This is a genomic window from Streptomyces sp. NPDC088915, assembly GCF_044749825.1.
Taxonomy (GTDB): domain Bacteria; phylum Actinomycetota; class Actinomycetes; order Streptomycetales; family Streptomycetaceae; genus Streptomyces.
In genome coordinates this window covers 233,084-259,195 of record NZ_JBIVIR010000009.1, presented here as the reverse complement: position 1 = coordinate 259,195, position 26,112 = coordinate 233,084, and the positions used below count along the sequence as shown (strand labels likewise).

The 26,112-nt window shown below is 73.8% G+C and carries 32 protein-coding genes; 10 read left to right on the top strand and 22 right to left on the bottom strand.

Translation table 11 applies throughout. The features are described 5' to 3' along the window. Positions 1 to 76: 76 nt before the first annotated feature. From ACIP5O_RS18720 to ACIP5O_RS18690, 7 genes are all read right to left on the bottom strand, one after another. On the bottom strand, positions 77 to 508 hold the full coding sequence (locus tag ACIP5O_RS18720) for a subtilase-type protease inhibitor (protein WP_401294583.1): 432 nt from the start codon (positions 506 to 508) through the stop codon (positions 77 to 79). 547 nt (positions 509 to 1,055) lie between these two features. Further along, positions 1,056 to 1,640 carry an SMI1/KNR4 family protein gene (locus tag ACIP5O_RS18715; RefSeq protein ID WP_401294581.1) on the bottom strand — a complete coding sequence of 195 codons (585 nt, stop codon included), beginning with the start codon at positions 1,638 to 1,640 and terminating at the stop codon, positions 1,056 to 1,058. Positions 1,641 to 2,021: 381 nt separating this feature from the next. Further along, positions 2,022 to 3,113: a serine hydrolase domain-containing protein gene (locus tag ACIP5O_RS18710; protein ID WP_401294579.1), complete on the bottom strand. Its 1,092-nt coding sequence runs from the start codon at positions 3,111 to 3,113 to the stop codon at positions 2,022 to 2,024. Further along, complete coding sequence (locus tag ACIP5O_RS18705; RefSeq protein ID WP_401294720.1) at positions 3,110 to 4,009, bottom strand: DUF6895 family protein; 900 nt, start codon at positions 4,007 to 4,009, stop codon at positions 3,110 to 3,112. Before ACIP5O_RS18705 ends, ACIP5O_RS18710 begins: the two co-directional genes overlap by 4 nt. 95 nt (positions 4,010 to 4,104) lie before the next feature. Next, entirely contained in the window at positions 4,105 to 5,199 is a 1,095-nt protein-coding gene (locus ACIP5O_RS18700) for a DUF6895 family protein (RefSeq protein ID WP_401294577.1), read from the bottom strand. Further along, the gene (locus ACIP5O_RS18695; RefSeq protein ID WP_401294575.1) at positions 5,196 to 6,011 is read right to left on the bottom strand and encodes a hypothetical protein; all 816 of its coding nucleotides are present in this window, start codon (positions 6,009 to 6,011) and stop codon (positions 5,196 to 5,198) included. The genes ACIP5O_RS18700 and ACIP5O_RS18695 overlap by 4 nt, the downstream gene beginning before the upstream one ends. Beyond that, on the bottom strand, positions 6,011 to 6,196 hold the full coding sequence (locus tag ACIP5O_RS18690; RefSeq protein WP_401294573.1) for a hypothetical protein: 186 nt from the start codon (positions 6,194 to 6,196) through the stop codon (positions 6,011 to 6,013). The genes ACIP5O_RS18695 and ACIP5O_RS18690 overlap by 1 nt, the downstream gene beginning before the upstream one ends. A 244-nt stretch (positions 6,197 to 6,440) precedes the next feature. On the opposite strand from ACIP5O_RS18690, the gene ACIP5O_RS18685 reads away from it, so the two are divergent. Beyond that, complete coding sequence (locus ACIP5O_RS18685; RefSeq protein ID WP_401294571.1) at positions 6,441 to 6,869, top strand: SRPBCC family protein; 429 nt, start codon at positions 6,441 to 6,443, stop codon at positions 6,867 to 6,869. Positions 6,870 to 6,972: 103 nt separating this feature from the next. Here the strand turns inward: ACIP5O_RS18685 and ACIP5O_RS18680 are convergent, their stop codons facing one another. The 8 genes from ACIP5O_RS18680 to ACIP5O_RS18645 all read right to left on the bottom strand — a co-directional run bounded on the left by ACIP5O_RS18680 (position 6,973) and on the right by ACIP5O_RS18645 (position 13,025). Further along, on the bottom strand, positions 6,973 to 7,230 hold the full coding sequence (locus ACIP5O_RS18680; protein WP_401294569.1) for a DUF5133 domain-containing protein: 258 nt from the start codon (positions 7,228 to 7,230) through the stop codon (positions 6,973 to 6,975). A gap of 169 nt (positions 7,231 to 7,399) precedes the next feature. Then, positions 7,400 to 9,268 (bottom strand): glycosyl hydrolase family 18 protein, encoded by a 1,869-nt coding sequence (locus tag ACIP5O_RS18675; protein ID WP_401294567.1) that lies wholly within the window; start codon positions 9,266 to 9,268, stop codon positions 7,400 to 7,402. Positions 9,269 to 9,489: 221 nt separating this feature from the next. Next, positions 9,490 to 10,284 (bottom strand): response regulator transcription factor, encoded by a 795-nt coding sequence (locus ACIP5O_RS18670; RefSeq protein WP_401294565.1) that lies wholly within the window; start codon positions 10,282 to 10,284, stop codon positions 9,490 to 9,492. Positions 10,285 to 10,602: 318 nt separating this feature from the next. Beyond that, positions 10,603 to 11,001 carry a WhiB family transcriptional regulator gene (locus tag ACIP5O_RS18665; RefSeq protein ID WP_401294563.1) on the bottom strand — a complete coding sequence of 133 codons (399 nt, stop codon included), beginning with the start codon at positions 10,999 to 11,001 and terminating at the stop codon, positions 10,603 to 10,605. Between the two features lie 55 nt (positions 11,002 to 11,056). Then, entirely contained in the window at positions 11,057 to 11,398 is a 342-nt protein-coding gene (locus tag ACIP5O_RS18660; RefSeq protein WP_401294561.1) for a DUF3140 domain-containing protein, read from the bottom strand. After that, entirely contained in the window at positions 11,398 to 11,625 is a 228-nt protein-coding gene (locus tag ACIP5O_RS18655; RefSeq protein ID WP_401294559.1) for a DUF2945 domain-containing protein, read from the bottom strand. The genes ACIP5O_RS18660 and ACIP5O_RS18655 overlap by 1 nt, the downstream gene beginning before the upstream one ends. Before the next feature lie 215 nt (positions 11,626 to 11,840). Continuing rightward, the gene (locus ACIP5O_RS18650; RefSeq protein WP_401294557.1) at positions 11,841 to 12,293 is read right to left on the bottom strand and encodes an SRPBCC family protein; all 453 of its coding nucleotides are present in this window, start codon (positions 12,291 to 12,293) and stop codon (positions 11,841 to 11,843) included. Between the two features lie 132 nt (positions 12,294 to 12,425). Further along, positions 12,426 to 13,025: a lytic transglycosylase domain-containing protein gene (locus tag ACIP5O_RS18645; RefSeq protein WP_401294555.1), complete on the bottom strand. Its 600-nt coding sequence runs from the start codon at positions 13,023 to 13,025 to the stop codon at positions 12,426 to 12,428. Between the two features lie 191 nt (positions 13,026 to 13,216). Here ACIP5O_RS18645 and ACIP5O_RS18640 point away from each other — a divergent pair, with 191 nt between their 5' ends. After that, the gene (locus tag ACIP5O_RS18640) at positions 13,217 to 13,810 is read left to right on the top strand and encodes a TspO/MBR family protein (RefSeq protein ID WP_401294553.1); all 594 of its coding nucleotides are present in this window, start codon (positions 13,217 to 13,219) and stop codon (positions 13,808 to 13,810) included. Here the strand turns inward: ACIP5O_RS18640 and ACIP5O_RS18635 are convergent. Continuing rightward, entirely contained in the window at positions 13,770 to 14,594 is an 825-nt protein-coding gene (locus ACIP5O_RS18635) for a class I SAM-dependent methyltransferase (protein ID WP_401294718.1), read from the bottom strand. The genes ACIP5O_RS18640 and ACIP5O_RS18635 overlap by 41 nt on opposite strands. Positions 14,595 to 14,888: 294 nt before the next feature. On the opposite strand from ACIP5O_RS18635, the gene ACIP5O_RS18630 reads away from it, so the two are divergent. Further along, entirely contained in the window at positions 14,889 to 15,113 is a 225-nt protein-coding gene (locus ACIP5O_RS18630; RefSeq protein WP_401294551.1) for an EF-hand domain-containing protein, read from the top strand. A 27-nt stretch (positions 15,114 to 15,140) separates the two neighbouring features. Here the strand turns inward: ACIP5O_RS18630 and ACIP5O_RS18625 are convergent, their stop codons facing one another. Together ACIP5O_RS18625 and ACIP5O_RS18620 are read right to left on the bottom strand one after the other, a co-directional pair. After that, a complete protein-coding gene (locus ACIP5O_RS18625) occupies positions 15,141 to 15,449 on the bottom strand; it encodes a hypothetical protein (RefSeq protein ID WP_401294549.1) in 309 nt (102 codons plus the stop codon). A gap of 118 nt (positions 15,450 to 15,567) precedes the next feature. Beyond that, positions 15,568 to 15,861, bottom strand: coding sequence for a hypothetical protein (locus tag ACIP5O_RS18620; protein ID WP_401294548.1), 294 nt, complete (start codon positions 15,859 to 15,861; stop codon positions 15,568 to 15,570). 203 nt (positions 15,862 to 16,064) lie between these two features. Between ACIP5O_RS18620 and ACIP5O_RS18615 the strand changes: the two genes are divergently transcribed. Next, the gene (locus tag ACIP5O_RS18615; RefSeq protein ID WP_401294546.1) at positions 16,065 to 16,376 is read left to right on the top strand and encodes a hypothetical protein; all 312 of its coding nucleotides are present in this window, start codon (positions 16,065 to 16,067) and stop codon (positions 16,374 to 16,376) included. Positions 16,377 to 16,513: 137 nt separating this feature from the next. Then, positions 16,514 to 17,554, top strand: coding sequence for a vWA domain-containing protein (locus ACIP5O_RS18610; protein WP_401294544.1), 1,041 nt, complete (start codon positions 16,514 to 16,516; stop codon positions 17,552 to 17,554). 51 nt (positions 17,555 to 17,605) lie between these two features. Here ACIP5O_RS18610 and ACIP5O_RS18605 read toward each other — a convergent pair whose 3' ends face one another. Continuing rightward, positions 17,606 to 18,103: an ATP-binding protein gene (locus ACIP5O_RS18605; RefSeq protein ID WP_401294542.1), complete on the bottom strand. Its 498-nt coding sequence runs from the start codon at positions 18,101 to 18,103 to the stop codon at positions 17,606 to 17,608. A 99-nt stretch (positions 18,104 to 18,202) separates the two neighbouring features. Beyond that, positions 18,203 to 18,616, bottom strand: coding sequence for an STAS domain-containing protein (locus ACIP5O_RS18600; RefSeq protein ID WP_401294541.1), 414 nt, complete (start codon positions 18,614 to 18,616; stop codon positions 18,203 to 18,205). A gap of 102 nt (positions 18,617 to 18,718) precedes the next feature. Here ACIP5O_RS18600 and ACIP5O_RS18595 point away from each other — a divergent pair, with 102 nt between their 5' ends. Continuing rightward, positions 18,719 to 19,075: a helix-turn-helix transcriptional regulator gene (locus ACIP5O_RS18595; RefSeq protein ID WP_401294539.1), complete on the top strand. Its 357-nt coding sequence runs from the start codon at positions 18,719 to 18,721 to the stop codon at positions 19,073 to 19,075. Between the two features lie 44 nt (positions 19,076 to 19,119). Here the strand turns inward: ACIP5O_RS18595 and ppk2 are convergent, their stop codons facing one another. Continuing rightward, positions 19,120 to 20,115 (bottom strand): polyphosphate kinase 2, encoded by a 996-nt coding sequence (gene ppk2, locus ACIP5O_RS18590; protein ID WP_401294537.1) that lies wholly within the window; start codon positions 20,113 to 20,115, stop codon positions 19,120 to 19,122. An 88-nt stretch (positions 20,116 to 20,203) separates the two neighbouring features. After that, complete coding sequence (locus ACIP5O_RS18585) at positions 20,204 to 21,058, bottom strand: DMT family transporter (protein ID WP_401294535.1); 855 nt, start codon at positions 21,056 to 21,058, stop codon at positions 20,204 to 20,206. 167 nt (positions 21,059 to 21,225) lie between these two features. Between ACIP5O_RS18585 and ACIP5O_RS18580 the strand changes: the two genes are divergently transcribed. From ACIP5O_RS18580 to ACIP5O_RS18565, 4 genes are all read left to right on the top strand, one after another. Further along, a complete protein-coding gene (locus ACIP5O_RS18580; RefSeq protein WP_401294533.1) occupies positions 21,226 to 22,329 on the top strand; it encodes an AI-2E family transporter in 1,104 nt (367 codons plus the stop codon). Positions 22,330 to 22,531: 202 nt separating this feature from the next. Beyond that, complete coding sequence (locus ACIP5O_RS18575; protein ID WP_401294531.1) at positions 22,532 to 23,284, top strand: D-Ala-D-Ala carboxypeptidase family metallohydrolase; 753 nt, start codon at positions 22,532 to 22,534, stop codon at positions 23,282 to 23,284. Positions 23,285 to 23,400: 116 nt separating this feature from the next. Next, positions 23,401 to 25,158, top strand: coding sequence for a phosphatase PAP2 family protein (locus ACIP5O_RS18570; protein ID WP_401294529.1), 1,758 nt, complete (start codon positions 23,401 to 23,403; stop codon positions 25,156 to 25,158). Further along, positions 25,124 to 26,101 carry a YihY/virulence factor BrkB family protein gene (locus ACIP5O_RS18565; RefSeq protein WP_401294527.1) on the top strand — a complete coding sequence of 326 codons (978 nt, stop codon included), beginning with the start codon at positions 25,124 to 25,126 and terminating at the stop codon, positions 26,099 to 26,101. The genes ACIP5O_RS18570 and ACIP5O_RS18565 overlap by 35 nt, the downstream gene beginning before the upstream one ends. Positions 26,102 to 26,112 lie beyond the last annotated feature (11 nt).

Here is a 26,112-nt window from a genome sequence, read left to right as displayed (position 1 = left end):
CCGCCCCTCGCCCTTCCGCTGCTCCATCCGGCCGAGATCCCCGGCTCCGCCCGCTCGTCGCGAGCCGGCGCGCCGCTCAGAACGCGAAGGCTTCCCCGCCGTTCAGGGTGACCCCCATGACGCAGGCGTTGGAGAAGGTGTACTGCCAGGACGTACGGGTCCCCTCCCAGACGCCGTCCAGGGTGACGGTGACGGGGTCGAAGTGCTGCGGGCACGCCCGGTCGGGGTTCGGAGAGGCGAGGAGCCCCTCGAACCCGCCGCCCGCGAACCCGGCCTTGAGCTCGGCGCAGGCGGCCTCCGGGGCGGGGTGCGTCCCGCTGGGGCCGGGCATGCAGCTGAGGGTGGTGGCGCGGAGGACGGTGAGCGCGCCGGAGTCGGTGCCCTTGCCGATCGAGAGGACGACGGCGGAGGGGGCGTAGAGGCTGGTGGATCCGGCTTCCGCGGTGCCGGCGGCGCCGGCGAGACAGAGGAGGGCGGCTGCGGAAATTGCGGCAGAACGACGAAGCACGAGAAGATTCTCTTTCGAATCGACGGGAGCGGGCGGCGTTTCTCCTGCGATTTCCGCCCGCCTTGCGCTTCGGAGTGTGTCTGACACGCTGAGCTACCGCACCTTGACGACCGTTATTCGGACACATGGGCGCACTTATCGGTGTGCGCGGCACGTCGAGGCTGCTCAGGAGCGGTGCGAAGGGCCCTCGACGCGGTCCCGCGTCGCCCCGCCCCCCTCCCCCACCGGCCGCCGACCTGCTTGAAGACGTGTGCGCTTTACCGAACGGCCATTCAGTACGGCCGGTTAACGACGCCCCGGCGACGGCGGCCGCGGGCGGCGCGGGGGGGACTTCGTGCTCAAGCCGGCGCGGGACCGTCCGAGGGCGTGATGGCCCGGCTCGCGGGCCCGAGCCCCTCGCCCGTACGCCCCGGCCCGGAGGGCCCCGCCGTCCCAGCCGCCCTCGCCGAGCCCCGCTTCGAAGTTCGTCGCACCAGTGTCGCCGCATCACCCCGATCCGATGACCCCGTCCTCCGATCATCGGATCACCGCTTCGGAAGGGAGCGGCCTAGGCGTCCGGGAACCAGTCGTGGCCCCGGGCCCAGTGGGTCGCCCAGCCCGCGAATCCGGGGGTGCCGGGCATCGGGGCGTCGGGCGACGGGGGGCCGAAGGGGATCGCGCCCTCGTCGGCGATCTGCCAGACGTGACCGCGCTGCGGGCCGGTGAGGATCAGGTGCCAGTACATGCCGCAGCCGTCGGTGCCCAGCAGCAGCGAGCCGTGGTCGAACACGCGGGCCAGCCGGGCCTCGAACTCCTGCTCCGACAGCTCCGTCTCGTCGTCCTCCCACAGCCACGCCTCCGTGAGCGGGAAGGGCTGGGCGAGCAGGCGTTCGGGGCGGTCCGCGCCCCAGTCCGGGGGCGTCTGGGCGAGGGGCAGCAGACCGTAGGAGGGCGGTCCGGCGCGCAGGCCGTCGCAGACCTCCGCCACGAACGTGCGGTACGGCTCCGGGAGGACGACGCCGTGCTCCGCCTCGAAGGACCGGACCGCCTCCCAGCCGGCCGGTGGCGCCGCCCCGGAGTGGGAGGCGACGATCTCGCGGAGAGCGGCCAGCTCGGCGGGGTCGCATGTTTCCGTGTTCACGCGGGTCATCATGGACGAACCGCTCGGCGCCCCCTGGTCCGCCCCCCTCTAGGGCCTGTCCGGCGGATCAGGGTCGGACAGGTCGCGGCGTCTGGTGCGGTGCCTCGCAAGGCGCCGGAGCGGCTCGATAGCGGAGCTATCGGGACGTTTCGGCAACGCGGCGAGGTGCCGTGCCAGGCGTCGCGGCCCCGGCCATGATCTGCCGGACAGGCCCTAGGGGCGCAGGGCCGGCCGTAGCGCTTCCAGCCGAATGACCAGGTCGTCGTCACAGGTGGAGAATTCCACGGACGTGGTCCCGGTGCGCGTCCCGACCGCGTCCGTGTCCGTGTCCGCCCGGCGCAGCGTCTCCGCGGTCGGGCCGGCGGGCCCGCGGACCGGTGGCGGCGGCGATGGCTACGGGCCCTCGCACAGGAGGGTCAGGGCCTCCGTGGAGAAGGGGTCGGCGGGGCGGTACCGGCGGGTGGCGACCGCGGCCAGGGCGAGGCCCGTGGCCGGGCAGAAACCGAGGAACGCCTGCTGCCCCGGGGTGGCCCCGCAGTGGAAGAAGGCCGGTCCATGCGGGGTCGGCTGCTGGAACCAGGTCAGCGTGTGGGCCTGACGATGCTTCCCGCGGCCGTGGCTCAACACCGGTCGGCGCACCTCGCGCAGGGCGTCGGCCAGCGGCCCGTTCGGCTCCAGGTGGGCCTCCAGGAAGGCGAGCAGGTCGTGCGGGGTGGCGCGCACGGCTCCCGCCGCGGCGAACCCCGCGATGTCCAGGGGCGGCAGGGGCGTGGTGCCGTCCTTGGCGTGGCCGGTCGCGTCCCGCCCTCCCCCGGCGCCGGGCCGCAGGGCGGTGCCGGACAGGCCGAGCGGGTCCAGGACGTGCTCGCGCAGGAGGTCGTCCCAGGGCGTCGCGGTGCGGGCCGCGAGGGCGTGGCCCAGGACGGCCGCGCCGAAGTTCGAGTAGCGCCAGCGGGTGCCGGGACGGCGAGGACGGGCGCGGGCGAACGCCTCGACGACGCGCCGGGCGTCGTATCCGGCGTACGGGTTGGTGTTCCGGCGCGGCAGTGCTCGCAGGTAGAGGTCGCGGGGCAGGCCGGGCAGTCCGGAGGTGTGCGTGATCAGGTGGTGGAGGGTGACGGGATCGCGGCCGGGCGGCCGGTCCGGGAACAGCGCGGCGTCCACCGGGTGTCCGAGGGGGACGCGCCCGGAGGCGGCGAGGTGGGCCAGGAGCAGGCCGGCGAAGGTCTTGGACGCCGAGCCGATCTCGTAGCGCAGCTCTCGGCGGCCGGTGGCCGTCGCGTCGGCCGCGCCGCCGTCGCGCAGCGTCCTGCGGCCCCGTACGGAAGCGGCGAAGACGACGTCGGGGGCCTCGACGGACGCGACGGCGGCGGCCAGCCGGTCGGCCAGGGGCGCGGTCGTCCCCGCTCCGGGCGGGTCGGCGGCCCGTTCCGGTCTCTCGCCCCCGCCGTCCCCGGACCCCGGTCCGTCCGTGTACGGCTTCACGTCGTCGCGCCCGGGGAGGCCGACGCGCCCGCGAGGCGGGAGAAGGCGCGGGAGGTGGCCAGGGTGGCGGCGAAGGCGGCGACGACGGTGGAGTGGTACACCGTGTCGAACAGCACGTCCCCGTCGGCCTCCTCCGGCATGCCCCGTACGGCCGGCATGGCGCCGCCGGGCTGTTGCGCGGCGGCGAAGCCCCGCCAGGCGCGGGCGTCCAGCGTGGGGTGCTCCAGGCAGGCGTCGACGACGAGGAGTTCGCCGAGCAGGTCCCAGCGTTGCAGGTCCAGCCAGTCGTCCAGCCACACGGGGAGCCAGGTGGCGAGGTAGTCGGCGGTGGCGGGCGGCAGGTCGGCGGGGCGGGCGCCCCAGTCCGTGAGGTGGAAGACGGTGTGGGTGACGTCGTAGGCGGCGTATCCCTCGACCGTCCACGGCTCCGGCGCGCGGGCCAGCCAGGTGCGTGCCGCGGCCTCCTCCACCGGGACGCGCGGGGTCAGCCCGAAGCGGTGCTCGAAGGCGCTCAGGCCCAGGCGCCGCACCGGCCTCATCTCCATCGCCGCCCAGCTGTCGAGGCGCTGGTTGAGCCGGACCGCGCGGTCGACGTACGGACGGCGGTAGCCCATCTCCCAGAACGGCAGGTAGACGTCGAAGGGGACGGGGGAGATCGGCTCGCGGCGCTGGCCCTCCTCCAGCATCCGGCCGCCGTCGAGGACGTCGCGCCACAGGTGGTCCAGGAGCCGGCGGGCCAGGTCGACCTGGTGGGAGCCGGCGACGCCCTCGCGGAAGAGGACCTTGCAGATCATGGCGACTTCGCCGACGGGTTTGAAGCGGTCGAGGAAGCCCGTCTCGGGGTCGGCGTCCGGCTCCAGGCGGAATCCCTCCCGGTGCTCGTACAGCCACTCCATGGCCCGCAGGCCGATGCGGTGGAAGAGCGCGGTGTCCACGGCGTCCGGTCCGTCCTGCGGGGAGGGGCCGGAGGGCGCGGGCGGCTGGTGGAGGGTCATGGGGCATCACCCGGCGGCGCGGTCTCGGGGCCCGGGAGGACCGTGGCGGTGAGGGGCGCGGAGGAGGCCCCGTACAGACGGGCGGCGGTGAGGGTCGCCGCGTAGGCGGCCACCAGCGTCGAGTGGTAGCAGTGGACGAAGCCCGGCTCGGCGGCGCCGTCGCGGCGGCTCGGGCCGACCTCGCACAGTCCGCCCGCCGCGTCCTGCGCGGCCGCGAGCCGTGCCCAAGCGGGCTCCACGGTCCGCGCCGGGACGGGGGTGGGGAGGCCGGCGGCCACGGCCAGCAGTTCCCCGGCGAGGTCCCAGAGTTCCTCCTCCAGGCACGAGTCCAGCCAGGCGGGCAGCCAGTGGTGGAGGTAGCGCGCGAGCCGGGGCGGCATGCGGTGCGGCGCGTTGCCCCAGTCGGTGAGGTGGAAGACGACGTGGGTGAGGGCGTAGCCGGCGGAGCGTTCGAACATCCACGGCTCGGGCAGGCTGCCCAGCCAGGTGCGGTGCAGGGCGGTGAGCGGCGGGGCGTGCAGGGGCAGGCCGGTGCGGTGCTCGGCGTTGAGGATGCCCAGACGGCGGGTCGGGTCCTGCTCCGTGTGCGCCCAGCTCCGGGTGCGGGCCAGCGTGCGGGCCAGTTCCTCGAAGGCGGGGTGCCGGAAGCCCGCCGACCGGAAGGCGGCGTAGATCTCCAGCGGGTAGGTGGACATCGGTTCCGCGCGGAGCTGTTCGAGGAGCAGGGAGCCCCGGCGCGTCTGTCCCCAGGCGAACTCCAGGAGTTCGGCGGCGCGTCGGCGGGCCGGGCCGGAGGTGGTGTGGCGGCGGACGCCGTCGCCGAGCTGGGCGAGTTCGCCGAGCGGTTTCCAGGTGCGGTCGACGAGCACGTCGGGCGCCAGCACGTCCTCGGGCAGCGCGAAGCACGGGAGGTGGTCGTACACCCAGTCCAGGGCGGTGTGTGCCACCTCCACGACCTGCGGGGCCGCGGAGGGGCGCGGGACGCCGTCGGCGAGGGGCCTTGTGGTGTCGCCGGCGGGCGGTCGGGGACCTTCGCCGGCCGGTTCGGCGGTCTGCCCGCCGAGTTCCCGGTCCGGCACCGCCGCCGTCATGCGCGCACCCCCGTGTCGTCCTCCCGCCCGGCTCCCGCCGACCGGATCGCGCGGAAGTGCTGCGCGGCGTGCACGTGCAGGTCCACCCGGGGGTCGGAGCCGCCCATCAGCAGGACGAAGTCCAGACCGGCGTCCAGGCCCAGGGTCTTCGGCACGTCGTCGACGACCGCCAGCCAGCGGCCCGCGGCGGCGGCCTGGAGCCAGTCCCGTCGGCGCACCGCCCGGACGAAGCCGCGCGCGAGGTCGACGGGCCGCTGCCGGGCGGCCCGCGCGACGGCGGAGTCCGCGAGCACCGCGTGCCCGCAGGCGGCGGCCGCCGCCGTGTCGCCGGGGACGGCGAGCGGGGCGAGGAGCGCGAGCTGGTGGGTGAGCTGCTGCCAGGGCACGGCGGCAGGCCACGCGTCCCGCGCCCCGTCGGACCCGGCGCCGTGGTCGGGGCCGTGCTCCGCCGGGGGGCCGGTGGGCGCAGCGAAGGCGGCGGACCGCGCGTCGGGATGGTCCGACATCCGCGCCAGGGCCCAGTGGCTCCAGACGGTCACCGGGGAAGAGTCGGCCCGGGGCGGGAAGGTGTCGGCGGCGCGCCGGCACGCGGCGACGTCCTGCGGGTGCGGCGGCCTGCCGTGCACGAGGGCGGGGAGCAGGAGGTCCGGTCCGAGCATGCGCACGGCCGCGAGCCACGGGCCGTCGCCCTCCGTGGCGGCCGTCCCGCTCCGGGCAGAGGAGTGGTCCCCGCCCTTGAGGGCGGAGACCACGTCCGAGGCGAGGTCATGGACCGCTTCCGCCACACGGGCAGCCGCCTCCGACCGTTCCATCAGCCCTTCTTGGGGCGGGGCGTCGGCGGCGAGAGCAGGAGGCCGCCCGAGCCGCCGGCGAGCGCCAGCGCCGCGCATTCCCTGCTGTCACGGGCCGTGCCGCCCGGCTCGCACGGGTTCAGGGCCTCTTCGATGTCGATGTCGTTCCACGTGGTGTCGTGGACGATTCGCTCGGTGGAAGCCATGCCACCATCCCTTTCCACAAACTTAACCCGACAAAACGGGACCTTTCGGGTGAAATTTCCCTTCCAGTAGAACTCCATCCGCGTATAGATGCAACCCGACGGCCGTCACCGAAGCTCGACACCCGTCATCGGACCGACGACGTGGGGAGCAGGGCTGCGGGGGCCGGGAGCAGGGACGGTGAAACGCGTCTTCGGGGGTACGGACGGAGGGACCCGTCATGTCGCACAGGAGGAGGAGACGTCCGTGGCGTCCTCATTGCTGGAAGCACTCGACATCAAGGCACCGGTGGCCGTGAGTTGGTCCCTCTGGGCCGACGTCGAGCGCTGGCCCACTTTCCTCAGCCACGTCGAGCGCGTCGACCCCATCGACGCCAGGACGTTCGCGTGGCAGCTCTCCCTGCCGGGCGCGAACAAGGCGTTCGTGGCCGAACTGACCGAAGTGGTACCGGAGGAGCGGATCGCCTGGCGGACGACGGAGGGGGTGCACCACGCGGGGGTGGTCACCTTCCACCGGCTCAGCGACACGGAGAGCCGGGTGACGCTCCAGGTCGAGTACGAACCGAAGGGTTTCGTCGAGCACTTGGGCGCCTTGACGAACCTCGACGCGACCCTGGCCAACTACGACCTGGGCGAGTTCCAGAGGATGGCCGAGCACGAGGCCGGCCACCGCTGAGGGCGGGAGCCGGACGGAGGAACGCCAAAGGGGCCCGGTCGATACCGGGCCCCTTTGGCGTTCCTCCGTCCGGGGCGGGGCGGCGTCCGGACCCGCCGGGCCGTCAGGCGGCCAGCTCCGCGTCCCTCCGGCCGGCGGGGGACGGCACCGGACGGACCTTCGGCCCGCGGTGAGCGGCCAAGAGGGTGTCGGCGGCCGTCAGGGCGTCCTCGACGCGGGTCGTGCCGGTGACCACGCACAGGGTGTACGAGACGTCCTCCAGCCGCTCCCCCTCCCTCCGCTCGCCGCGCGCCTCGGCGATGCGCAGGTCCGCGTAACGGGTGAGCAGGGAACGCAGGGTACGGGAATCGGGTATCAACACAGGCCGGCCTTTCACGGTCCAACAAGTGGTTCCCGTGTGCCCCGCACGCGCCGGAACATGCGCGCCCGGATCGAGGAGGCCCGCTTCGACGGAGAACGTCCCGCCCGCCCCCTGTCCGGGGGTGGGCGGGACCGGTGTGGCGGTGCGGCGCGAAGGCGGCCGCCGGGCCCTACTTCAGGCCGTTGCTGATCGCGCCGACCAGCTCGCCGTCGACGGTGTCGCCGTTGAACTCCCAGAAGAACGCGCCGCCCAGGCCCTGCCCCTTGGCCCAGGACATCTTGGACGTGACCGTGGCCGGGGTGTCGTAGCTCCACCAGTCGGTGCCGCAGTGGGCGTACGCGGTGCCGGCGATGGTGCCGGTGGCCGGGCAGGTGGTCTTGAGGACCTTGTAGTACTGGTTGCCCGGCTCGACGCCGGCCGCCGGGCCGGTGGCCGTGCCACCGGGGGCGGACTGGGTGACGCCGGTCCAGCCGCGTCCGTAGAAGCCGATGCCGAGCAGCAGCTTGGAGGCGGGGACGCCCTTGGCCTTCAGCTTGGCGATCGCGTCCGCCGAGTTGAAGCCCTGGGCGGGGATGCCGGGGTACGAGGTCAGCGGGGAGTGCGGGGCGGTCGGGCCCTGCGCGGCCCAGGTGCCGAAGTAGTCGTAGGTCATCACGTCGTACCAGTTGATGTACGGGGCGGCGCCGCCGTAGTCGGCGGCGTCGAGCTTGCCGCCGGTGGAGCCGTCGGCGGTGATGGCCGCGGTGATCAGGTTGTTCGGGCCGAACTTGGCGCGCATGGCCTGCATCATGTTCTTGATCGAGGCCGGGCCGCTGGTGTCGCAGGTCAGACCGCAGGCGTTGGGGTACTCCCAGTCCAGGTCGATGCCGTCGAAGACGTCGGCCCAGCGCGGATCCTCGACCAGATCGTAGCAGGACTGGGCGAAGGCGGCCGGGTTCTGCACGGCCTGGCCGAAGCCGCCGGACCAGGTCCAGCCGCCGAAGGACCACAGGACCTTGATGTGCGGGTACTGCGCCTTCAGCTTGCGGAGCTGGTTGAAGTGGCCGCGCAGCGGCTGGTCCCACACGTCGGCCTTGCCGTCCACCGACTGGTCGGCGGTGAAGGACTTCTCGTAGTCGGCGTAGGAGTCGCCGACGGTGCACTTGCCGTTCTGCACGTTGCCGAAGGCGTAGTTGATGTGGGTGATCTTCGCCGCGGAGCCGGAGGTCACCAGGTTCTTCACCGTGTAGGGGCCCCAGTTGGTGAAGTAGCCCAGGTTGATCTTCCCGTTGCCGCCGGGGTTCTCGCCGCCGCCACCGCCGCCGGTGGTGCGGACCGCCGTGGCGGCGGAGGCCGGGCCGGTCTGGTCGGCGGTGTCGCGGGCGACCACGGTGTAGGTGTAGTCGGTGCCGGCGGTGAGGCCGGTGTGGGTGTAGGTGGTGCCGGTGACGGTGGCGACGGTGGTGCCGTCGCGCTTGACGTCGTAGTTCTTGACGCCCTTGTCGTCGGTGGCGGCCGCCCAGGTGAGCTTCACCGAGGTGTCGGTGACGTCGCTCGCGGTGGGCTTGCCGGGCGCGGAGGGCGCGTTGTCGCCGGGGTTGGTGGTGCCGCCGTCGCAGGAGGCGCCGTTGAGCTTGCAGCCGCTGGGGGCGCCGGTGCCGTTGCCGTTGAACCCGAAGGAGATCGAGGCGCCGGGGGCGAGGGTGCCGTTCCAGCCCAGGTTCTTGGCGGTCCAGTGGTTCGCGGAGTTGGTGACGGTGGCGTCCCACGCGGAGGTGACCTTGGTGCCGGTGGGGAAGTCCCACTCGACGGTCCAGGAGGAGAGCGTGGTGGTGCCGGTGTTCTTCACCGTCCACTGGCCCTCGAAGCCGGAGCCCCAGTCGGACTTCTTGGTGTACGTCGCGGTGGCGGAGGCGGCCGCCTCGGCGGGGGCCGCGAGCCCGACCATGGCGGCCAGGGGAAGGAACAGCGCGGTGACGCCCGCGACGGCCCTGGCCCGGCCGGGCCGGGTGGCGCTCCGTGGCGACCGGAGTCGGCGGCGGGGTGTTTCGGTGCTCAACGATGCTCCTCGGATGGGATCCGGCGCGCAGGGGTGATCCGTGACCCGCACGCCCTGCCTGGCCTTGAGTACGTGGTGCCCTGCCCTGCGCTCACCGCAGTGCGTTGCGGCGACACTAAGAAGGTCTGGACCAATCGTCAAGAGGTCTGGACCGCTCGGCTCGTACGAGGGGAATGACCAAGTCCTCTTCCGGCACCGCCCTTTGGGTGCCGGTGCCCGGGTCACGGAGTTCCTTCGTCCCCGGCGAGCAGGCCGGCGTGCTGGGCGCGCAGCACCGCGCCGAGCCGGTCCACGGCTCCCAGCTTCCGGTAGAGCGCGTGCAGGTGCTTGTGCACGGTGCGCGGCGAGATCCCGAGACGGCGCGCCATGGAGTCGGCCGACAGGCCGGTGGCGAGCAGGTGCAGGACGTTCAGTTCGCGGGGGGTCAGCGGCGCCGCCAGGGAGTGGTTGGCCTCCTGCCTCCGGTCGGCGCCCGCCGCCTCCCGCACCGCGTTCAGGAGGGACCGGTGGTTCGTCGCCGCCTTGAGCAGCGGCTGCACGCGCGCGGCGTACCGCACGTCGTGCGGGGAGAAGTCGCCGCCCGGGCGGTGCACCATGAATCCGTTGACGTGCGGGCCCGTGCCGGGGAACGGTATGCCGAGCACGTGCCGCGTCCCGAACGCCCGGTGGAGGGCGTCGGCCGTCGCGCTGTGCCGCCAGGCCCGTGCCCCCGTGATGCCCGCGGCGCTCCGCGGGGCACGGTCCCCGCCGGCCCCGTAGTGGTCGGCGAAGGGGTAGCCCTCCCGGATGCGGCGCCGGACCGTCTCGTCGTGGTGGTGCTCCTCCGGCTCCGGCCGGCCCGACCAGAACGCCACGCTGCCGCGTTCCCGCGTCCAGGGCCCTTCCTTGACGACGACCAGCGCCGCGTCGAGCGCGGTGAGCAGTTCCTCGGCGAGCAGGGGCCAGACGCGGTCCGGGTCCTCGACGCTCATCACCTCGACCGCCAGGTCCAGCATCCGCGCATGCCGTTCCCGCATGACCGCTTCTCCCGGAAGACCTGGTGGACCGTGCCGTTCCACGGTAACCGACCGCCGTCCATACGCACTTCTCCCCATGGCCCGGTCGCCCGGTTCACGCCATGATCGGACACCGGCGTATTCACCGCCACCGCCTCGGGGCGATGGGGAGCGGCCCGGAGCCGCTCCCGGCCGTCCGGAGGCGCGACGCGCTGCGCCACCGTGCTGAACGGGGTTGAGCACGGTGGGCAGGGGTCGACGGTCCGCTCGCGTGCCTGCTCCACCCGGCAGGACGCGAGCGGCCGCGCCGGACGGACGGCGTCGGACGGACGGCGCCGGTCAGCGGGCCGCGTACCGGCGCGGAACGGCCGTGCCGCGCACCCGTCGTTCGTGTTCCGTCCGCGCCGCGTCCAGGAGACGCCGCCAGGACGTCACGGCGGGACGCCGGCGCAGCAGGGCGCGCCGTTCGCGGTCGGTCATGCCGCCCCAGACGCCGTGCTCGATGCGCAGGTCGAGGGCGTGGGCCAGGCATTCGGTGCGCACGGGACAGGTCACGCAGAGCGCTTTGGCCTGGTTCTGGGCGGCGCCGTCGGCGAAGAGTTCGTCGGGGTCCGCGGTCCGGCACACCGCCCGCTCGCTCCAGCTCTCCCGGTCCTGTCGGTCCACCCCGTCCTCGCCCTCTCCCTGTTCGGCACGCCTCGCCTTCCGGCCCCGTCCGTATGCCCGGTGTTCGAACATCGATGCGGACGGGCGGCGCCCGGGGAAAGGGGTCCGGTCCGGACGGACCGGCGGATCATTTCTCGGGGTCGTGGCCCCAGTTCATGAGGGAGTGGCGCCACCTGGTGTCGGTGACGTCACCCTTCGGGCGCTGCTCGACGTGGCGGTGGACGTAGCCGGTCACCTTGCGCATGTGCGCCAGGTCGTCGTCGTCGAGGTCGGCCTTCCGGGTGCGGAGGAGTTCGACGATGCGCCTGCCGGACGCGTGGCCGACGCTCTCGCCCCCGTCGCTCTGCCCGGCGCTCTTCGACTCCTCCGTGTCCAGCCACTTCTCCATCTGCGCGGCGGTCATGTTGACCGCCTCGTCGAACGCGGAGACGATCTCGTCCCGGTCGGAGTCGTGCCGTTCGGGGGCCATCAGGAGTTCCCGCCCTTCTTGCGCAGGGCTCCGGGCTTGTGCACGGCGGAACGGCCGGTCCTGTCGCTCTCCACCTCGTACTGCGGCTCCTCCTTCGAGGCGTCGACGGTCCGGCCCGCCGCCCGGGTCCGGTCGGTGATCTTCTTCTTGACCTTTCCCCCGACGGTTCGGCCGTGGCTCTTCCAGGAGACGTCGTCGCCCGTGCCCAGGTCGTCCTTCTTCGCCATCGTTCTCTCCTCACGGCCCCCGGTTCGTCGTGTCCCCGAGCACCAGGGTCCTCCCCCGTGCCGCCGTCCGCACGAGGAGACGGGCATACGTGCGGGCCCGTGCCGGTGCGTGGTCCGGGGCACGGCGGAGCCCGGCCGTCGGGGGACGGCCGGGCTCCGGGGCCGGCGGGCGGATGTCCGGGCCGTGGGCCGGGCGCCGCCGGGCGTGAACGCCGTCAGACCTCGCCGCGCCAGCCACCGGTCTCGGCCCCGCCACGGGACTCGATGAACTTCTTGAACCGCTTCAGGTCACCGGCGGCCTGCCTCTTGACGACGCCGAGCTTGTCGCCGACGGTCTCGGCCAGCCCTTCGGGGTCGTGGTCGAGCTGGAGCATGACCTTGGTGGTGCGGTCGTCGATGCGGTGGAACGTCACCACGCCCGCCTGCTTGACCTCGCCGCCGACGGTGGTCCAGGCGACGCGCTCGTCGGGGATCTGCTCGGTGATCTTCGCGTCGAACTCCCGCCGGACCCCGTCGATCCTGGTCACCCAGTGGGTGAGGGTGTCGGTGCGCTGCTCGATCCGCTCGACGCCCTCCATGAACTCGGGGAACTCCTCGAACTGGGTCCACTGGTTGTAGGCGGTGGTGACCGGGACGTCGACCTCGACGGACTCTTCGACCTGCGACATGCTGTCCTCCTCTTCCGCCGGGGCCCGGTGGCGGGCCGCCGTGCGGCGGTGGGTCCGATGAACGACTTTCGTTCCGTATGCCTCTCTTGAGGCGTTTCATGCGGCCGGGCAGGCCCGCCCACTGCTTCGGGGTCAGCCGGCGGCGCTGCCGTACGGTTCATGACGGTCCGCCAGGATCTCGGCCGCCCTGCTCCGGTGGTCGCGGAAGCGGCGCAGGTACGAGCGCGCCATGGGGCCGGGCGGGACGCCCCGGGCGAAGAGGCGCATGTTGCGGGCGCCCGTGTTGTAGCCGAGGGCGAGCAGTTCGTCGCGGGTGTAGCGGCGCGCGTGGCGTTCCGGAAGGCTCCGGTCGAGGTCCTTCAGGTGCAGGGCGGCCGCGTGGACGGCGAAGGCGGGGTCGTCGCGGAGGTCCTGCCACCGCTCCGCCAGGCCGTGCGTCCGGCGGACCTGTTCGAAGGCCCCGCGGTGCATGTTGGCGAGGCCGAAGGACGCCCCGGGCTTCCACCACTGCCAGAGCCGCTCCAGGAGGGGGTGGTGCGGCTTGTACGCCTCATTGTGGAGGACGGTCATCATCAGCAGGGGGGAGACGCCGACCTCCTCCGCGCTGCGCAGGACGCACGGGGCGTAGTCGGCCGGATCGTAACCACCGGGCCTCAGGGGTGGTGTCGGCACGTCGCCGCGGTCCACCAGTCGCAGCCGTCGCCCCTGTCCCGGCACGGTCCGTCCGGTCATACGCACTCTCCCTCGTTCCCTGTTCTCTCCCTGCGCGGCCGCGCCCGGCAGACCGGACGCGCGCCGTCACGGGGTTCGCGTGCCCTCCGGATCCGCGCCCATTCCCGCGCGTGCGACGCGCCGGACGGCCGACCGGCGGAAACCCGCGCGAAGGGGGGTCGGCGGAGGAGAACGCGGGCACACGCGACGGCATGAGGATCACCGGTGAGCACACGCAGCCCGTCGTCGGCGGATGGAAGCCCTACGCGGCCTCGGCCGTGGCGGTGGCCGCGACCGCCGTGGCCGGAGCCCGCGCGGTGGACGCGGACAGCCCCTGGTACGCGTCGCTCGACAAGCCGCCGTGGCAGCCGCCCTCCTGGGCGTTCGGGGCCGTCTGGACCCCCTTGTACGTGTCGCTCGCCTGGGCCGGCGGACGGGGGCTGGCCCGGGCGCGCGGCCCGCGGCGCACCGCGCTGGCCGCTTCCCTGGGGGCGGACCTGGTGCTGAACGCGGCCTGGAACCACCTGTTCTTCCGGAGGCGCAGCCCGTGGGCGGGTGTAATCGGCACCGCGTTGCTGGATGTCGCCAACGTCCGGCTCCTCCGGAGGACGTCCGCCGTGGACCGCACCGCCGGTCGCGCGCTCCTCCCCTACACGGCCTGGTGCCTGTTCGCCACCGCCCTGAACCTGTCCCTGGCGCGGCGCAACCCCTCCGCCCGGGGCGGATGCGGGAGCGCGGGGGCGCCCGCCGACGGACCGGAGCGCGTCAGCGCGGCGTCTCCGGAGGTCTCCTTCCCCAGGCGGTGAGCATGCCGGCCGACAGCGCGGCGCACTCGTCGGAGTCCAGGTACCGGATCGCGCGGTCGACGGCCTCGTCGTCGACCAGGCCGGTGGCGGTCATGGCCGCCCTGCTCCGCTCCCAGGTGTCGGCCCAGAAGCGGCTGAGGGGGCTGCCGGGCAGCAGCGGCGGCACGTGGACCTCGGCCGCGACGGCCTCCAGGCCGGCCCCGCGCAACAGGTGCGGGTACGACGGCACCCAGGAGACGTCGGTCCCGATGGTGGCCCGCAGGCCCTGCCACATCGCCCGCATGGCCGTGGTGTACGGCGTGACGGGCGTCCGGTCGCTCGTCAGGTCCACCGCGTCGCCGAGCACCAGCACTCCCCCGGGTTCGAGCAGCCCGGCCAGCGCCGTGACCAGACGGTCGTGCTCGGGCAGGTGCATCAGGACGAAGCGCGCGTGGACGAGGTGGAACCGGCCGGGGGCGAAGTCCGGGGCGGTGACGTCGGCCTCCAACAGGTCGAGTCCGGCCGTGGGGCGTTCGGCGAGGAAGCGCACGTCGCGGTCCACGGCGAGCACGCTCGTCACTCCGGCCTCGTCGAGGAGTCGGCGGGCGATCGTGCCCGTGCCGGCGCCCACGTCGAGGCAGCGCCACCCCGGCCCCGCCCCCAGCGCTCGCAGCCGGTGCACGGTGACGTCGTCGTAGGTGAGCGCGCCGTGGTCGATCCGCGTGCCCTCGCCGGCCCGGTCGGGGCGGAAGGCGGCCTCGCCGTAGCGACCGCCGTCCGCGTCGCCGCCCGGCGCGGCGCTCATACCGCCCTCCGTACCGGAGGCGGTGGCGCGCGGGTCGGGTTCCGGACGGTCGGACCGGTCCATGAGGGGTCCTCCTCGGGCGTCGGGGAGACGCCGGCCCGTCCCGGGGCCGCCGTCCCGCCCATCCTCCACGGGCGTCCGCCCGGCCGGCCGAGGCACGCCGTGCCCGGGCCGGGCCGGACGCCGTACGAGGCCTCGGAGGCGTGAGCGGACCGGCACCGTTTGCAGCCCCGCAGGAGGGGCAGCCGGACATCACCCGTGGCGGAGGGCCCGGGGACGACGAGGGGGTTTCACATGATCGAGGCGGACGCGCCGGAGGGCACCAGGGCGGTGTTCGGGGAGTTCGACACCGACGACGACTGGCTGCTGAACGTCCACGAGTTCGGCGGCGCCGTGGAACGGCTGACGGGACGGGCGCTCGACGACGACGCGCTGCGGCACCTCTTCCGCAGGGCGGACGTCGACGGCGACGGCCTGGTCTCCCTCCCCGAGTTCGAGGGATCCCTGAAGGAGCTGTGACCCGTCGGGGAGGGCGGGCCGTCGGGGTCAGAGGTCGCTGTCGATGCCGGTGACGGTCGGCGTTCCGAGAGGGGCGTCGGCCTCCGCGACGCCCGCCTTCCCCAGCGCCTCCGAGACGATCCGGACGGCGTCCAGCTCGGCCTCGTACCGGTCCGGGGCCTCCACCTCGAGGCGGACCGAGAAGGTACCCCCCTCGTTGAGCGTGAGGAGGTCCAGGCCCTCGTTCTCGCTCACCTCGGTGTGCTGGGGGGACAGCTCCCTTTCGAGGGCCGACCGTTCGGAGTCGGTGATGCCCGAGGTGAACGTGCCGGGGACGGTGATGACGAACGTGGTCATTGGCTGCTCCTCAACGGGACCCGGCCCGGTCGCCGGGCCGGGTCCCCTCGTTCTCCTGACGAATGCGTACCGGAAGGATCCCGCGGTGCACCGGGGAGCGGTTCCGCGCGGGCCGACCTCAGACGCTCGCGTGGCGGGGGGCGGACGCCCGTCGCGGTGCGGCGTGGTGCGCCGGGCGGCGTCCGGCGGCGGTCCGGAGACCGCGCAGCCAGACGGCGACGGTGCCCAGCAGGGCGACGAAGACGGCCAGCAGGCCCACGGAGACCCACATCTGCCGGGACCCCGGATGGGTCCACGCCGTCCAGGCCGCCGCGACGGCCCACAGCAGGGCGGCCGTCGCGTAGAAGGTGCGGATCCGGCGCAACTGACGCTTGGCCCGCACGGGGGTGAGGTGATCGGTCTTCGCTGCCATGCCGACCCGTGTACCCCGTGCCGTGCGATTCACCGGGGGTCCGCACGGCCCTTTTCGGACCCGGAGGGGAAGCGGGGGGACGGCTCCTGTCGCAGGATGGCCGGGAGGGCCGCCCGGACCTCCCGGCGCACCATCGCGAGGGCCCGTGGGCGGGTTCGTGCCGGGCGCGCCCCGGGAGGCGGAACCGAAGGGAGCCGGTGCCGATGTCGTCGGGGTCTCACCCGGAGCACACGCCCGACGGGCGGTACATCGTCGTCGGCGGCCGTCGGTGGCGCGCCACCGACCCGGAGATCCCTCCGGAGGCGGCCGCGAGGCTGCGCTCCCTCCTAATGGCGGCCCGTCGTGCCGTGGGAGCGGCTCTGCGGGAGCACGACGCCGAGGCCGAGCGGGCCGCGCGGGCGCGCGTGCACACGGCGAAGGTGGCCCTCGGGGAGCGCGGGGAGCCGTGGTGGGAGCAGAGCGCGGCGGAGCGGAGGGCCCGTTGGCGCCGGGGGCTGGAAGCCCTGGACGGGTGACGGGGACCGTACCGTCCGCGCCCCGGTCGCACGGGGGCGCGGGGCCGGGCGGGGCCGGGGCCGACTGTCAGTGGTGGATGGGACGGTAGGAGCATCCAGTCGGAAGCTCGGAGACTCGGAAACGAGGGGGAACCGTCATGTCCGGGAACCAGAACTACATCAATCACGTCGCGCTCGTGCTGGACGCCAGCTCGTCGATGCACCACCTGAGCGGCAAGGTCGTGGAGGTCGCCGACCGTCAGATCGCGTACCTCGCCCGCCGGTCGAAGGAGTTGGACCAGGAGACCCGGGTCACGGTGTACGTCTTCGCCGACGAGGTGCGGTGCGTCGTCTACGACAAGGACGTGCTCCGGATGCCGTCGTTGGAGCGGCTGTACCGGGTCGGGGGGATGACGTCCCTGCTGGCGGCCGCGCTGAAGTCGCAGCGGGAGCTGGCGCAGACGGCCCAGCTGTACGGCGACCACAGCTTCCTGACGTTCGTGCTGACGGACGGCCAGGAGAACGCGAGCCACCGCTGCCCGGACGCCCCGTCCAGGAAGCCGCGCGAGCTGGTGAAGGCCGTGGCCGGGATGATCGGGGCGCAGCAGGACAACTGGACGCTGGCCGTCCTCGTGCCGGACCAGGCGGGGAAGCGCGAGGCCGTGCAGTGCGGCTTCCCGAAGGAGAACGTCGCCGTCTGGGACGCCACGAGCACACAGGGTCTGGAGGAGGCCGGGCAGGTCATCCAGGAGGCCACCGAGAAGTTCATGGTGGGCCGCACCCAGGGCATCCGGGGATCGCGGACGGTGTTCTCCACGGGCGCGGAGGCCGTCAACAGGGACACGGTCGCGGCGGCCGGTCTCACCCCCGCGGACCCGTCGGCGTACCGGCTGGTGCCGGTGGACCACGACACGGCGATCCGGGACCGGGTCGTCGAGTCCGGGCACGCCTACCGCACCGGCTGCGCGTTCTACCAGCTGAGCAAGTCGGAGAAGGTCCAGGCGCGGAAGCGGATCGCGGTGCTGGAGAAGAGGACGGACCGGGTGTACACGGGCCCGGAGGCCCGGGCCCTGCTCGGCCTGCCGGACGTGGAGGTGCGCGTCAAACCGGACCACAACGACGACTTCACCATCTTCGTGCAGAGCACCAGCGTGAACCGGAAGCTCGTGCCGAACACGCGGCTCCTGGTGATGGTCTGACACCACCGGGCACTGTGCTCCGCCGGGGGGCGGGCGGGGCGCCGGGCCGGATCAGTGACGTGCTTCGTCCAGAACCGCGGGCCGGCCGGTGCCGGGGGCCGGCGGCAGGGGGAGGTGGGCGGTGATCCGCTTCCCCCCGGCGTGCGGGGCGACCACGACCCTGTCGCTGACCGTGTGGACCAGGCGCAGACCGTGCCCGCCGACCCGGCCCGGGTCGGGCTCCCTCATCGTCGGTGCGGCGGTGGAGGTGTCCCAGACGGTGATCGTCAGTTCGTCGTCGGTCAGCCGCAGGACGAGGCCGCACGGGCCGGGGGCGTGCAGGACGGCGTTGGTGACGAGTTCGCTGACGGCGAGCTCCGCGTCCAGGGCCAGGGTGGCCGGTGGTGCCGCGCGCCCGGTGCACGGGGCGTCGGCCAACAGGGCTCGCACGGCGTGCCGCGCTTCCGCGGCCTGGGCCGCGCCGTCGTACCAGGTGCTCTCGTGGTGCAGCGGGGCGCGTCCGTCCGTGCCCCGTGCGCCCGTCACCTGTTTCCCGACCGGGATGGCCATGTGGGGATCTTTCGTCCTGTCCGTCGCTCTTCGGCGCTTGCGTACGCCCGCTCCTACCCAGCCGCCGGTCGCGCACACCGCGGACCCCCCGGACGGGCCCTAGCAGGCGGCGGCGTCCTCCACCGTCTCCCGCACCTTGAGGACGGTGTCGACCCCGGTGAGCTCCAGGATCCGTCGTACCGGGATGGGCGGCCCGGCCAGGCGCAGGTCGGTCGTCCGGTGAGTGAGGATCAGCAGGTTCAGGAAGGCGGAGTCCGCGAAGGTGACGCCGGAGACGTCCAGGACCACGCTCGGGTGCTCCTCGGCCGCGGCGCGCAGGGCCGCCGCCAGGGGCGCGATCGTCTGCATGTCGTAGTCGCCGCTCGCGACGACGACCCGGGCGCCGTGCGCCTCGTACTGCGCCACCGCGGACCGGTCCGGGACGCGCGGCGCGCCGAGCGGTCCGGTCGTCCCTCCCCCGTTCCCGTCGGCACGGACCGCGTGCCCCGTCATGACGACCTCGTTCCAGGACATCTGCGGACCCTTCCTGTGACCTTCACGGGATCACGTCATCTGTGACACGAAAAGTATGTCACGTATGCGGTATCCGGCAATGACGGTCATACAATGCCACGCATGGTGGGAGTGCCCGAATCACACAGCGGCTGGACGTTCGTCACCAACCACGCGCGCGTACTGGCGGCGATCGCCGACGACCCGAACGTCCGGATCCGCGACATCGCCGCCCACTGCCGGCTCACGGAGCGGGCCGTCCAGCGGATCATCTCCGACCTCGAACAGGACGGTTACCTCTCCCACACCCGTGACGGACGCAGCAACACGTACCGCATCGCGCCGGACAGGGTGCTTCGCCACCCGGCGGAGGCGGGACTGCCCGTGGCCTCCCTGCTCTCCCTGCTCGTGCAGGACGAGACCGACCGCGTCCGGAGGCCGCAGGAGCCGCGTCCGGAGGACGGCGCCGCCCCGGCATAGGTCCGGCGTCGCGTCCGGTGCGGGCGGCGCGGGCGGGCCCGGGGTCAGCGGGCCGGAGGGTGGTCCCCCGGGCCCTGCCGGGCGGGGGCCAGGGGCGTGGGAGAGAGGTCGGTCGTCTCCTCCCCCGGTTCCAGGAGGGTGTCCGCCGCTCCGACGATGAGCGGGTCGGGCGTGCCGACCGCGGCCGGGTCCTTGTTCTCGTAGTCGACGCGGGACAGGAGGCTGCGCATGGCTTCGAGGCGGCCCCGGCGCTTGTCGTTGTTCTTGACCACGGTCCAGGGGGCGTGGTCGGTGTCCGTCGCCCGGAACATGGCGACCTTCGCGGTGGTGTAGTCGTCCCAGCGGTCGAGGGAGGAGAGGTCCGTGGGCGAGAGCTTCCACTGCCGCACCGGGTCGACCTGGCGGATGGCGAAGCGGGTGCGCTGTTCGGACCGGGAGACGGAGAACCAGAACTTCACGAGGTGGACGCCGTCCTCGACCAGCATGCGTTCGAACAGCGGGCACTGGTGGAGGAACAGCTCGTACTCGGCCTCGGTGCAGAAGCCCATCACCCGCTCGACGCCGGCCCGGTTGTACCAGGAGCGGTCGAAGAAGACGATCTCGCCCGGCCCCGGGAGGTGGGCCACGTAGCGCTGGAAGTACCACTGCCCGGCTTCGCGTTCGGTCGGCTTGTCGAGGGCGACGATCCGGGCGCCGCGCGGGTTGAGCCGTTCGGTGAACCGCTGGATGGTGCCGCCCTTGCCCGCGGCGTCCCGTCCCTCGCACAGCACCGTGATCCGGGCGCCGGTCTCCTTGGCCCAGCGCTGCAGCTTGAGCATCTCGATCTGCAGGATCCGCTTCTGCCGCTCGTACGCGGCACGGCGCACCTTGCGAGCGTACGGGTAGTTCTCCCGCCAGGTGCGGATGGGCTCGCCCCCGGGACCGAGCAGGAGGGGCTGCTCGGGCCGGCTGGTGTCCACGCTGAGCCCTTCGAGGAGGTTCGGCCCGGTCTCCCGGTCCTCCTCGGCCCGCTCGTCACCGGTGCCGTTCACGCCGGTCATCGGGTACCCCGTTCCCTTCGCAAGTGCTTTCGGAACCTGCCTGTACCCACTGGCGCCGGTCTCACCCGATCGGCCGCCGGGTCCGGCGTCAGGACGTGCTGACCCCGCCGCGGGCCAGGGTGAACACCCCGAGGACGATCAGCGCGACGCCGGCCAGCTGGGGCAGCAGCCACCAGCCCGTACGGACGTGCTCCTCGTACAGCAGGACGCCCAGGCCCAGGCTCACCGTGGCGTCGCCGAGGGTCAGGGCGGGCTGCGAGGCCACGAGCGGGCCGCCCTGCATGGCGTGTTCGAGCAGCAGGAGGGCCGCGATCCCCGCCGCGCAGAAGGCGTAGGTCTGCCAGGCCGTCAGGAAGGCGCCGATCCCGCCGTCGTCGAGGACGTGCATGGACGTCTTCATGAGGGCGGCGGTGAGCGCATAGCAGATCGCCGTGGCGGCGCCGAGGCAGGCCGCCCTGGCGCGGCCGGGCGGTCTGCGCAGTCCGGTGGCGGCGAGCGCCACCACGGCGACGGCGCAGGCCACCAGGACGGGCAGCCAGCGGTCCAGGGCCACGTGGGTGCGGTTGCCGGTGGGCGAGGCGGCGACGAGGGCCGTCCCGAGTCCGGCCACGACCGCCGCCACGGCCGCCCAGAGGCGGGCGGGCAGCCGTTCGCGGGCCATGAGGGAGGCGATGAGGAGGGCGAGGGGCAGTTCGAGGACGAACAGGGGCTGGACGAGGGCGAGCGGTCCGGTCGCGAGGGCCGCCGCCTGGCCGACGCCGGCGGCGATGACGGCGAGGATGCCGGCCAGCCAGAGCGGGCGGCGCAGCAGGTCGAGGACCAGCCCGGGCCGGAAGGAGTCCGACCGGGGGACGGTGAGCGCGGCACGCCGCTGGAGCACCGTGGCCAGCGCGTTGCTGAACGCGGCGAAGAGGGAGAAGAGGACCGGCAGGACGACGCCCATGCACCGATCCTGACCGGACGGCGGCCGTACCGGGGCGGCGACACCGGCCGGGCGCCCGTACGGGGGAACCGGTCGCGGACCCGGTCGGGCCAATGCCGGGTCCTGGTCGGGCGAATGTGGGGCCCTCCGGCGTGGCCCGGTGCCGTCGCGGTGGTACGTCGTCGGTCATGCAGCCAGGCTCTCCACCGCAGGTGGCCCCGTTCCTCCGCACGGCCGCCGCGTACGCGTGGCGGCTGCTCGTCGTCGGCACCCTCGTCTACGCCCTGTTCGCCCTGCTCGGGCGGTTCCACGAGATCGGGGTGGCGGTCTTCCTCGGTCTGCTCGTCACCGCGCTGCTGCGACCGGTCGTGGACCTCGTCGCCCGGGGGCTGCCCCGGTCGGCGGCGGTCGCCCTCACCCTGCTGGGCGGGATCGCGCTGGTCATGGGGGTGCTCACGCTGGTCGGCGAGGCGGTGGCGGGGCAGCGGACGACGCTGGTGAGGGAGTTCCGGGACGGCGTCGGGCGGATCGAGCGCCGGCTGGAGCAGCCGCCGTTCCGGCTGAACCCCGAGGCGCTGTCGGACGTGCAGGAGAAGATCGGCCGGTTCCTCTCCGACCACCGTTCGACGCTGGTCAGCGACGCGGTGAGCGGGGCGCACCATCTGGTGGCGGTGCTGACCACGCTGGCGCTCGCGCTGTTCTCCTCGGTGTTCTTCCTCCATTCGGGCGACCGCCAGTGGGCGTGGTTGGGGGAGCAGTTGCCGGTGTCCCTGCGGGGGCGGGCGGAGACCGGCGGGCGGGCCGCGTGGCGGACGTTCACCGGCTACACGCACGGGATCGTCCTGGTGGCCGCGGTGAACGCGGTGCTCGTGGGGATCGCGCTGTGGCTGCTCGGGGTGCCGCTCGCGCTCCCGCTGGCGCTGCTGGAGTTCGCGGCCGCGTTCGTCCCGCTGATCGGTTCGCCGGTCGCCCTGGCGGTCGCCGCGGTCGTCGCCCTGGCGGCGAAGGGTCCGTTCGTCGCGGCGGTCGTGATCGCCCTGATCGTGGTGATCGGGCAGATCGAGGGGCACCTGTTGCATCCGCTGGTGATGAGCTGGGCCGTGCGGCTGCATCCGCTGGTGGTGGCGATCTCGGTCGTCGCGGGCTCGATCGCGGCCGGCATCGTGGGCGCGGTGGTGGCGGTGCCGCTGGTGTCGGTGGTGTGGTCGGTGGTGACGGCGCTGCGGGAGGCGCGCGCGGCGGAACGTCTCACGGGTGGGGACGATCCTGGCCCGGGAGCGGCAGGGGGGTGAACGGAGGACGTCGTTCCGCTGCCGTCATTGGGCCGACGAATGGCGGCGGCCGGAGCGGGTTGACGCGCGTCACCCGGCCCGCCAGTCTCTGAGTGCTCGCACCGTGGGGATCGCCCCTTCGAGCGCTCGCACCTCAGGGACCACGCCCTTCGAGCACTCGCAGCTTTCGATCACATCCGACGCACGAGGCACTGGAGGCCCGATGGCCGGACGCACCGCACGTTCCCTCCCGCTGCGCTTTCTCCTCTCCATTGTCATGCTCCTGTCCGCATCCTCGGCCGGGGTGGTGGCCGCCGCGGGCACCGCGCAGGCCGACGGCTGCCACACCTGGTCGCGCACCCTCTCCCAGGGGGCGACCGGCGCCGACGTCACGGCGCTCCAGATCCGCGTGGCCGGCTACCCCGGCTACGGCGCGGTGCTCGGCATCGACGGCTCCTACGGGCCGGCGACCGCCGCCGCCGTCACACGCTTCCAGGCCGCCTACGGACTGGCCGCCGACGGCGTCGCGGGCCCCGCGACGTTCAGCAGGATCTACGCGCTCCAGGACGACGACTGCACCCCGGTACACTTCTCGTACGCGGAGCTGAACGACTGCAACAGCACCTGGGCCGGGGGCGCGGTGAGCGCGGCCACCGCCAAGTCCAACGCCCTGCGCACCATGTGGAAGCTGGAGGCCCTGCGGCACGCCCTCGGCGACCAGTCCATCCGCGTCACCAGCGGCTTCCGGAGCCAGGCCTGCAACAGCGCGGTCGGCGGGGCCTCCTCCAGTCGCCATCTGTACGGCGACGCGGCCGACCTCGGCGCCGGACCCCACTCGCTGTGCCGGCTCGCCCAGCAGGCCCGCAACCACGGCTTCAACGGCATCCTCGGGCCCGGCTACCCGGGACACGGCGACCACGCCCACGTCGACCACCGGCCCAGCCGCTTCTGGTCCGCCTCCGGCTGCGGCATCTGACGCACGCCCGGCCCGCGTTCCCCCGGGAGCGCGGGCCGCGGCGTCCGTGAACGCCCCGGCGGGAGCGGCGCGGGCGGCCCGCGCATGACCCGCTCCCGGCGGGTAACACGGCGGCAATGACGAACGCACACGACGTGGGAGCCAGACCGGGTCCCGCCCTCCTGCTGCTGCCCGTGCAGACGGCCGTGATGGCCGTGCTGGGGCTGCTGGTCACCGGCCCCCTGGCGGCGCACTGGCCGCTGTCGGCGGAGGACGGCGTCAACCGCGCCCTGGCCGCCCACCGTGCCCCTTCCGCGACCGCCCTCACCGACTGGCTGTCCCTGGTGGCCGACACGCAGACCGTGATCGGCCTGACGCTGCTCTGCGTGCTGGGCCTGCTCCTCGTGCCCCGGGCGCCCCGGTGGTGGGAGGCGGGGTTCCTGGCCGTGTCCGTGGCCGCGCAGTCCGCGGTCTTCCTGCTCGTCACCCTCGTCGTGAACCGCGACCGCCCCGACGTCCCCCACCTGGACGGGGCGCCGCCGACCTCCAGCTTCCCCTCCGGCCACGTCGGGGCCTCCGTGGCGCTCTACGGGGGCCTCGCCGTGCTCGCGGCCCGGCACCTGCGGGGCCTGTGGCGGAACCTCGTGGTGGGACTCCTCCTGCTGTTCCCCCTGGCGGTGGCCTTCTCCCGGCTGTACCGGGGCATGCACCACCCCTCCGACGTGGTGGTGGGGCTCCTGAACGGCGCCTGCACGCTGCTGCTCGTGGGGTCCGCGCTGCTGACCAACGCCCGGAAGGACGAAGCGTCCCCGGAGCCGGAGCCGGCCGTCCGCGGCACGCGGCGGGCCGTCGTGGTGCGCCACCCGCACGCGTGCGGCGACGAGACCACCGCCGGAGTGCGGGCCGTACTGCGCGGGCACGGGTACGCGGAGCAGCGGTGGACGGACACGACGCCCGAGGACCCGTCCGGCGGCCTCGCCCCGTACCTGACCGGGACGGACGCGGATCCGGCCGGACCGGTCGAACCGGCCGAACCGTTCGCACCGGTCGACCTGGTCGTCGTCTGCGGCGGGGACGGCACCGTGCGCGCCTGCGCCGACCTGGTGGCCGGGACCGGGATCCCCCTCGCGATCGTCCCCTGCGGCACCGGGAACCTCCTCGCCCGCAACCTGGGCCTGCCGACCGAGCCGGTGGCCGCGCTGCGCGAGGCCCTGTCCGGGCGGGCCGCCGGGCTCGACGTGGGCCGGATACGGGGCGACGGGCTCGCGCCGACCCGGTTCGCGGTCATGGCGGGCGCCGGGTTCGACGCCGCCATGGTCCGGGACGCCTCGCCCCGGCTCAAGGAGCGCCTGGGCTGGGCCGCGTACGTCCTCTCGGCCGCGCGGCACCTGCGCGACCCCCGGATGCGCCTGTCGATCCGGCTCGACGGGGGCGCCCCGCTGGAACGGCGGGCCCGCATGGTCGTCATCGGCAACGTCGGCTCCCTCCAGGGCGGGCTGCCGCTGCTGCCGGAGGCCCGGCCCGACAGCGGCCGGCTCGAGGTCGTCCTGCTCGATCCGCGCGGGGTGACCGGCTGGCTCGCCACCGCCGGGTACCTCGTCTCCCGCGTGCCGGGCGGACGGGCCCCGGGCGCCCCGGGCACCCGGGAGCGGACCGCCGCGCACGGCGCGCTGGAGTACTTCGGCGCGAACCGCGTCGACCTCCGCTTCGCCCGTCCCCAGCCGCGCGAGCTCGACGGCGACGTCCTCCCGGCGGGCACCCGCCTGACGGCGGAGGTCGAGCCGGGGGCGCTGCGGGTGTGCCTGCCCGCGCCGGCGCGGATCGGCGCGCAGGGCGGGACCGTGGAGGAGGTGGAGGAGCATGGGCACCGCGACGCGCGTACCGCGGCTCAGTGAGATCCGGGCCGTCGAGGCCGAACTGCGCCTCCAGGGCGAGACCCTGTCCGGGGAGGACGCCTGGGCCACGCTCCGCCGCTACGGGGGCTGGGCGCTCGTGCGGGACTCCTTCGTGCGGTTCCGCTACGCCGACGGCTTCAGCCACTCCCGGGCCCTCGCCCTGCAGACCGTCCTGGCGATCCTCCCCTTCGCCATCGCGGTCATAGGACTGTCCGGCGTCCTGCACACCGAGGACGTCGGACGGATCGCCGAGCTGCTGATACGCCGGATCAGCGGGCCCAGTCAGGACGTCGTGGACGACGCCCTGCGGGCGAGCCGGCGGCACGCCGGGGACGGCGGCGCGCTGGCCCTCTGGTTCGGCCTGCTGTTCTCGATCTCCAACGTCACCACCGGCATGTGCCAGGTGGAGCGCGGCGCGAACCGCATCTACGGCGTCGAACGCGACCGCCCGTTCCTCCACAAGTACACCCGCGGGCTCGTGATGTCGGTGCTGGCCGGCCTGCCCCTCGGGCTGAGCTTCTGCGTCACCGTCCTGGGGTCCGACCTGAGCCACGCCCTGATCGAGGTCTACCACCTCGCCCCGGGCACCCGCCTCGCGTGGGACCTGCTGCGCTGGCCCGTCGGGATCCTGCTGGCCGTGCTCGCCACCAGCGTCGTCTTCCGGCGCTCGCCCCGGCGGCCCCAGCCGGGCCACACCTGGCTGGCCTTCGGTGCCACCGTCCACCTGCTGCTGTGGCTGGGCGCGACGTGGGGCCTGAGCCTGTACGTCGGCTCCAGCGGCTCCTTCACCACCGTCTACGGCCCGCTGAGCGCGTTCGTGGCGCTGCTGCTGTGGTCGTACCTCACGTCGCTCTCGCTCTTCCTGGGCCTGTCCTTCTCGGCCCAGCTGGAGGCCGTGCGGGCGGGGGTGGACACTCCGATCAGCGAGGACCCGGGGGTCTGAACCGCCCCCGC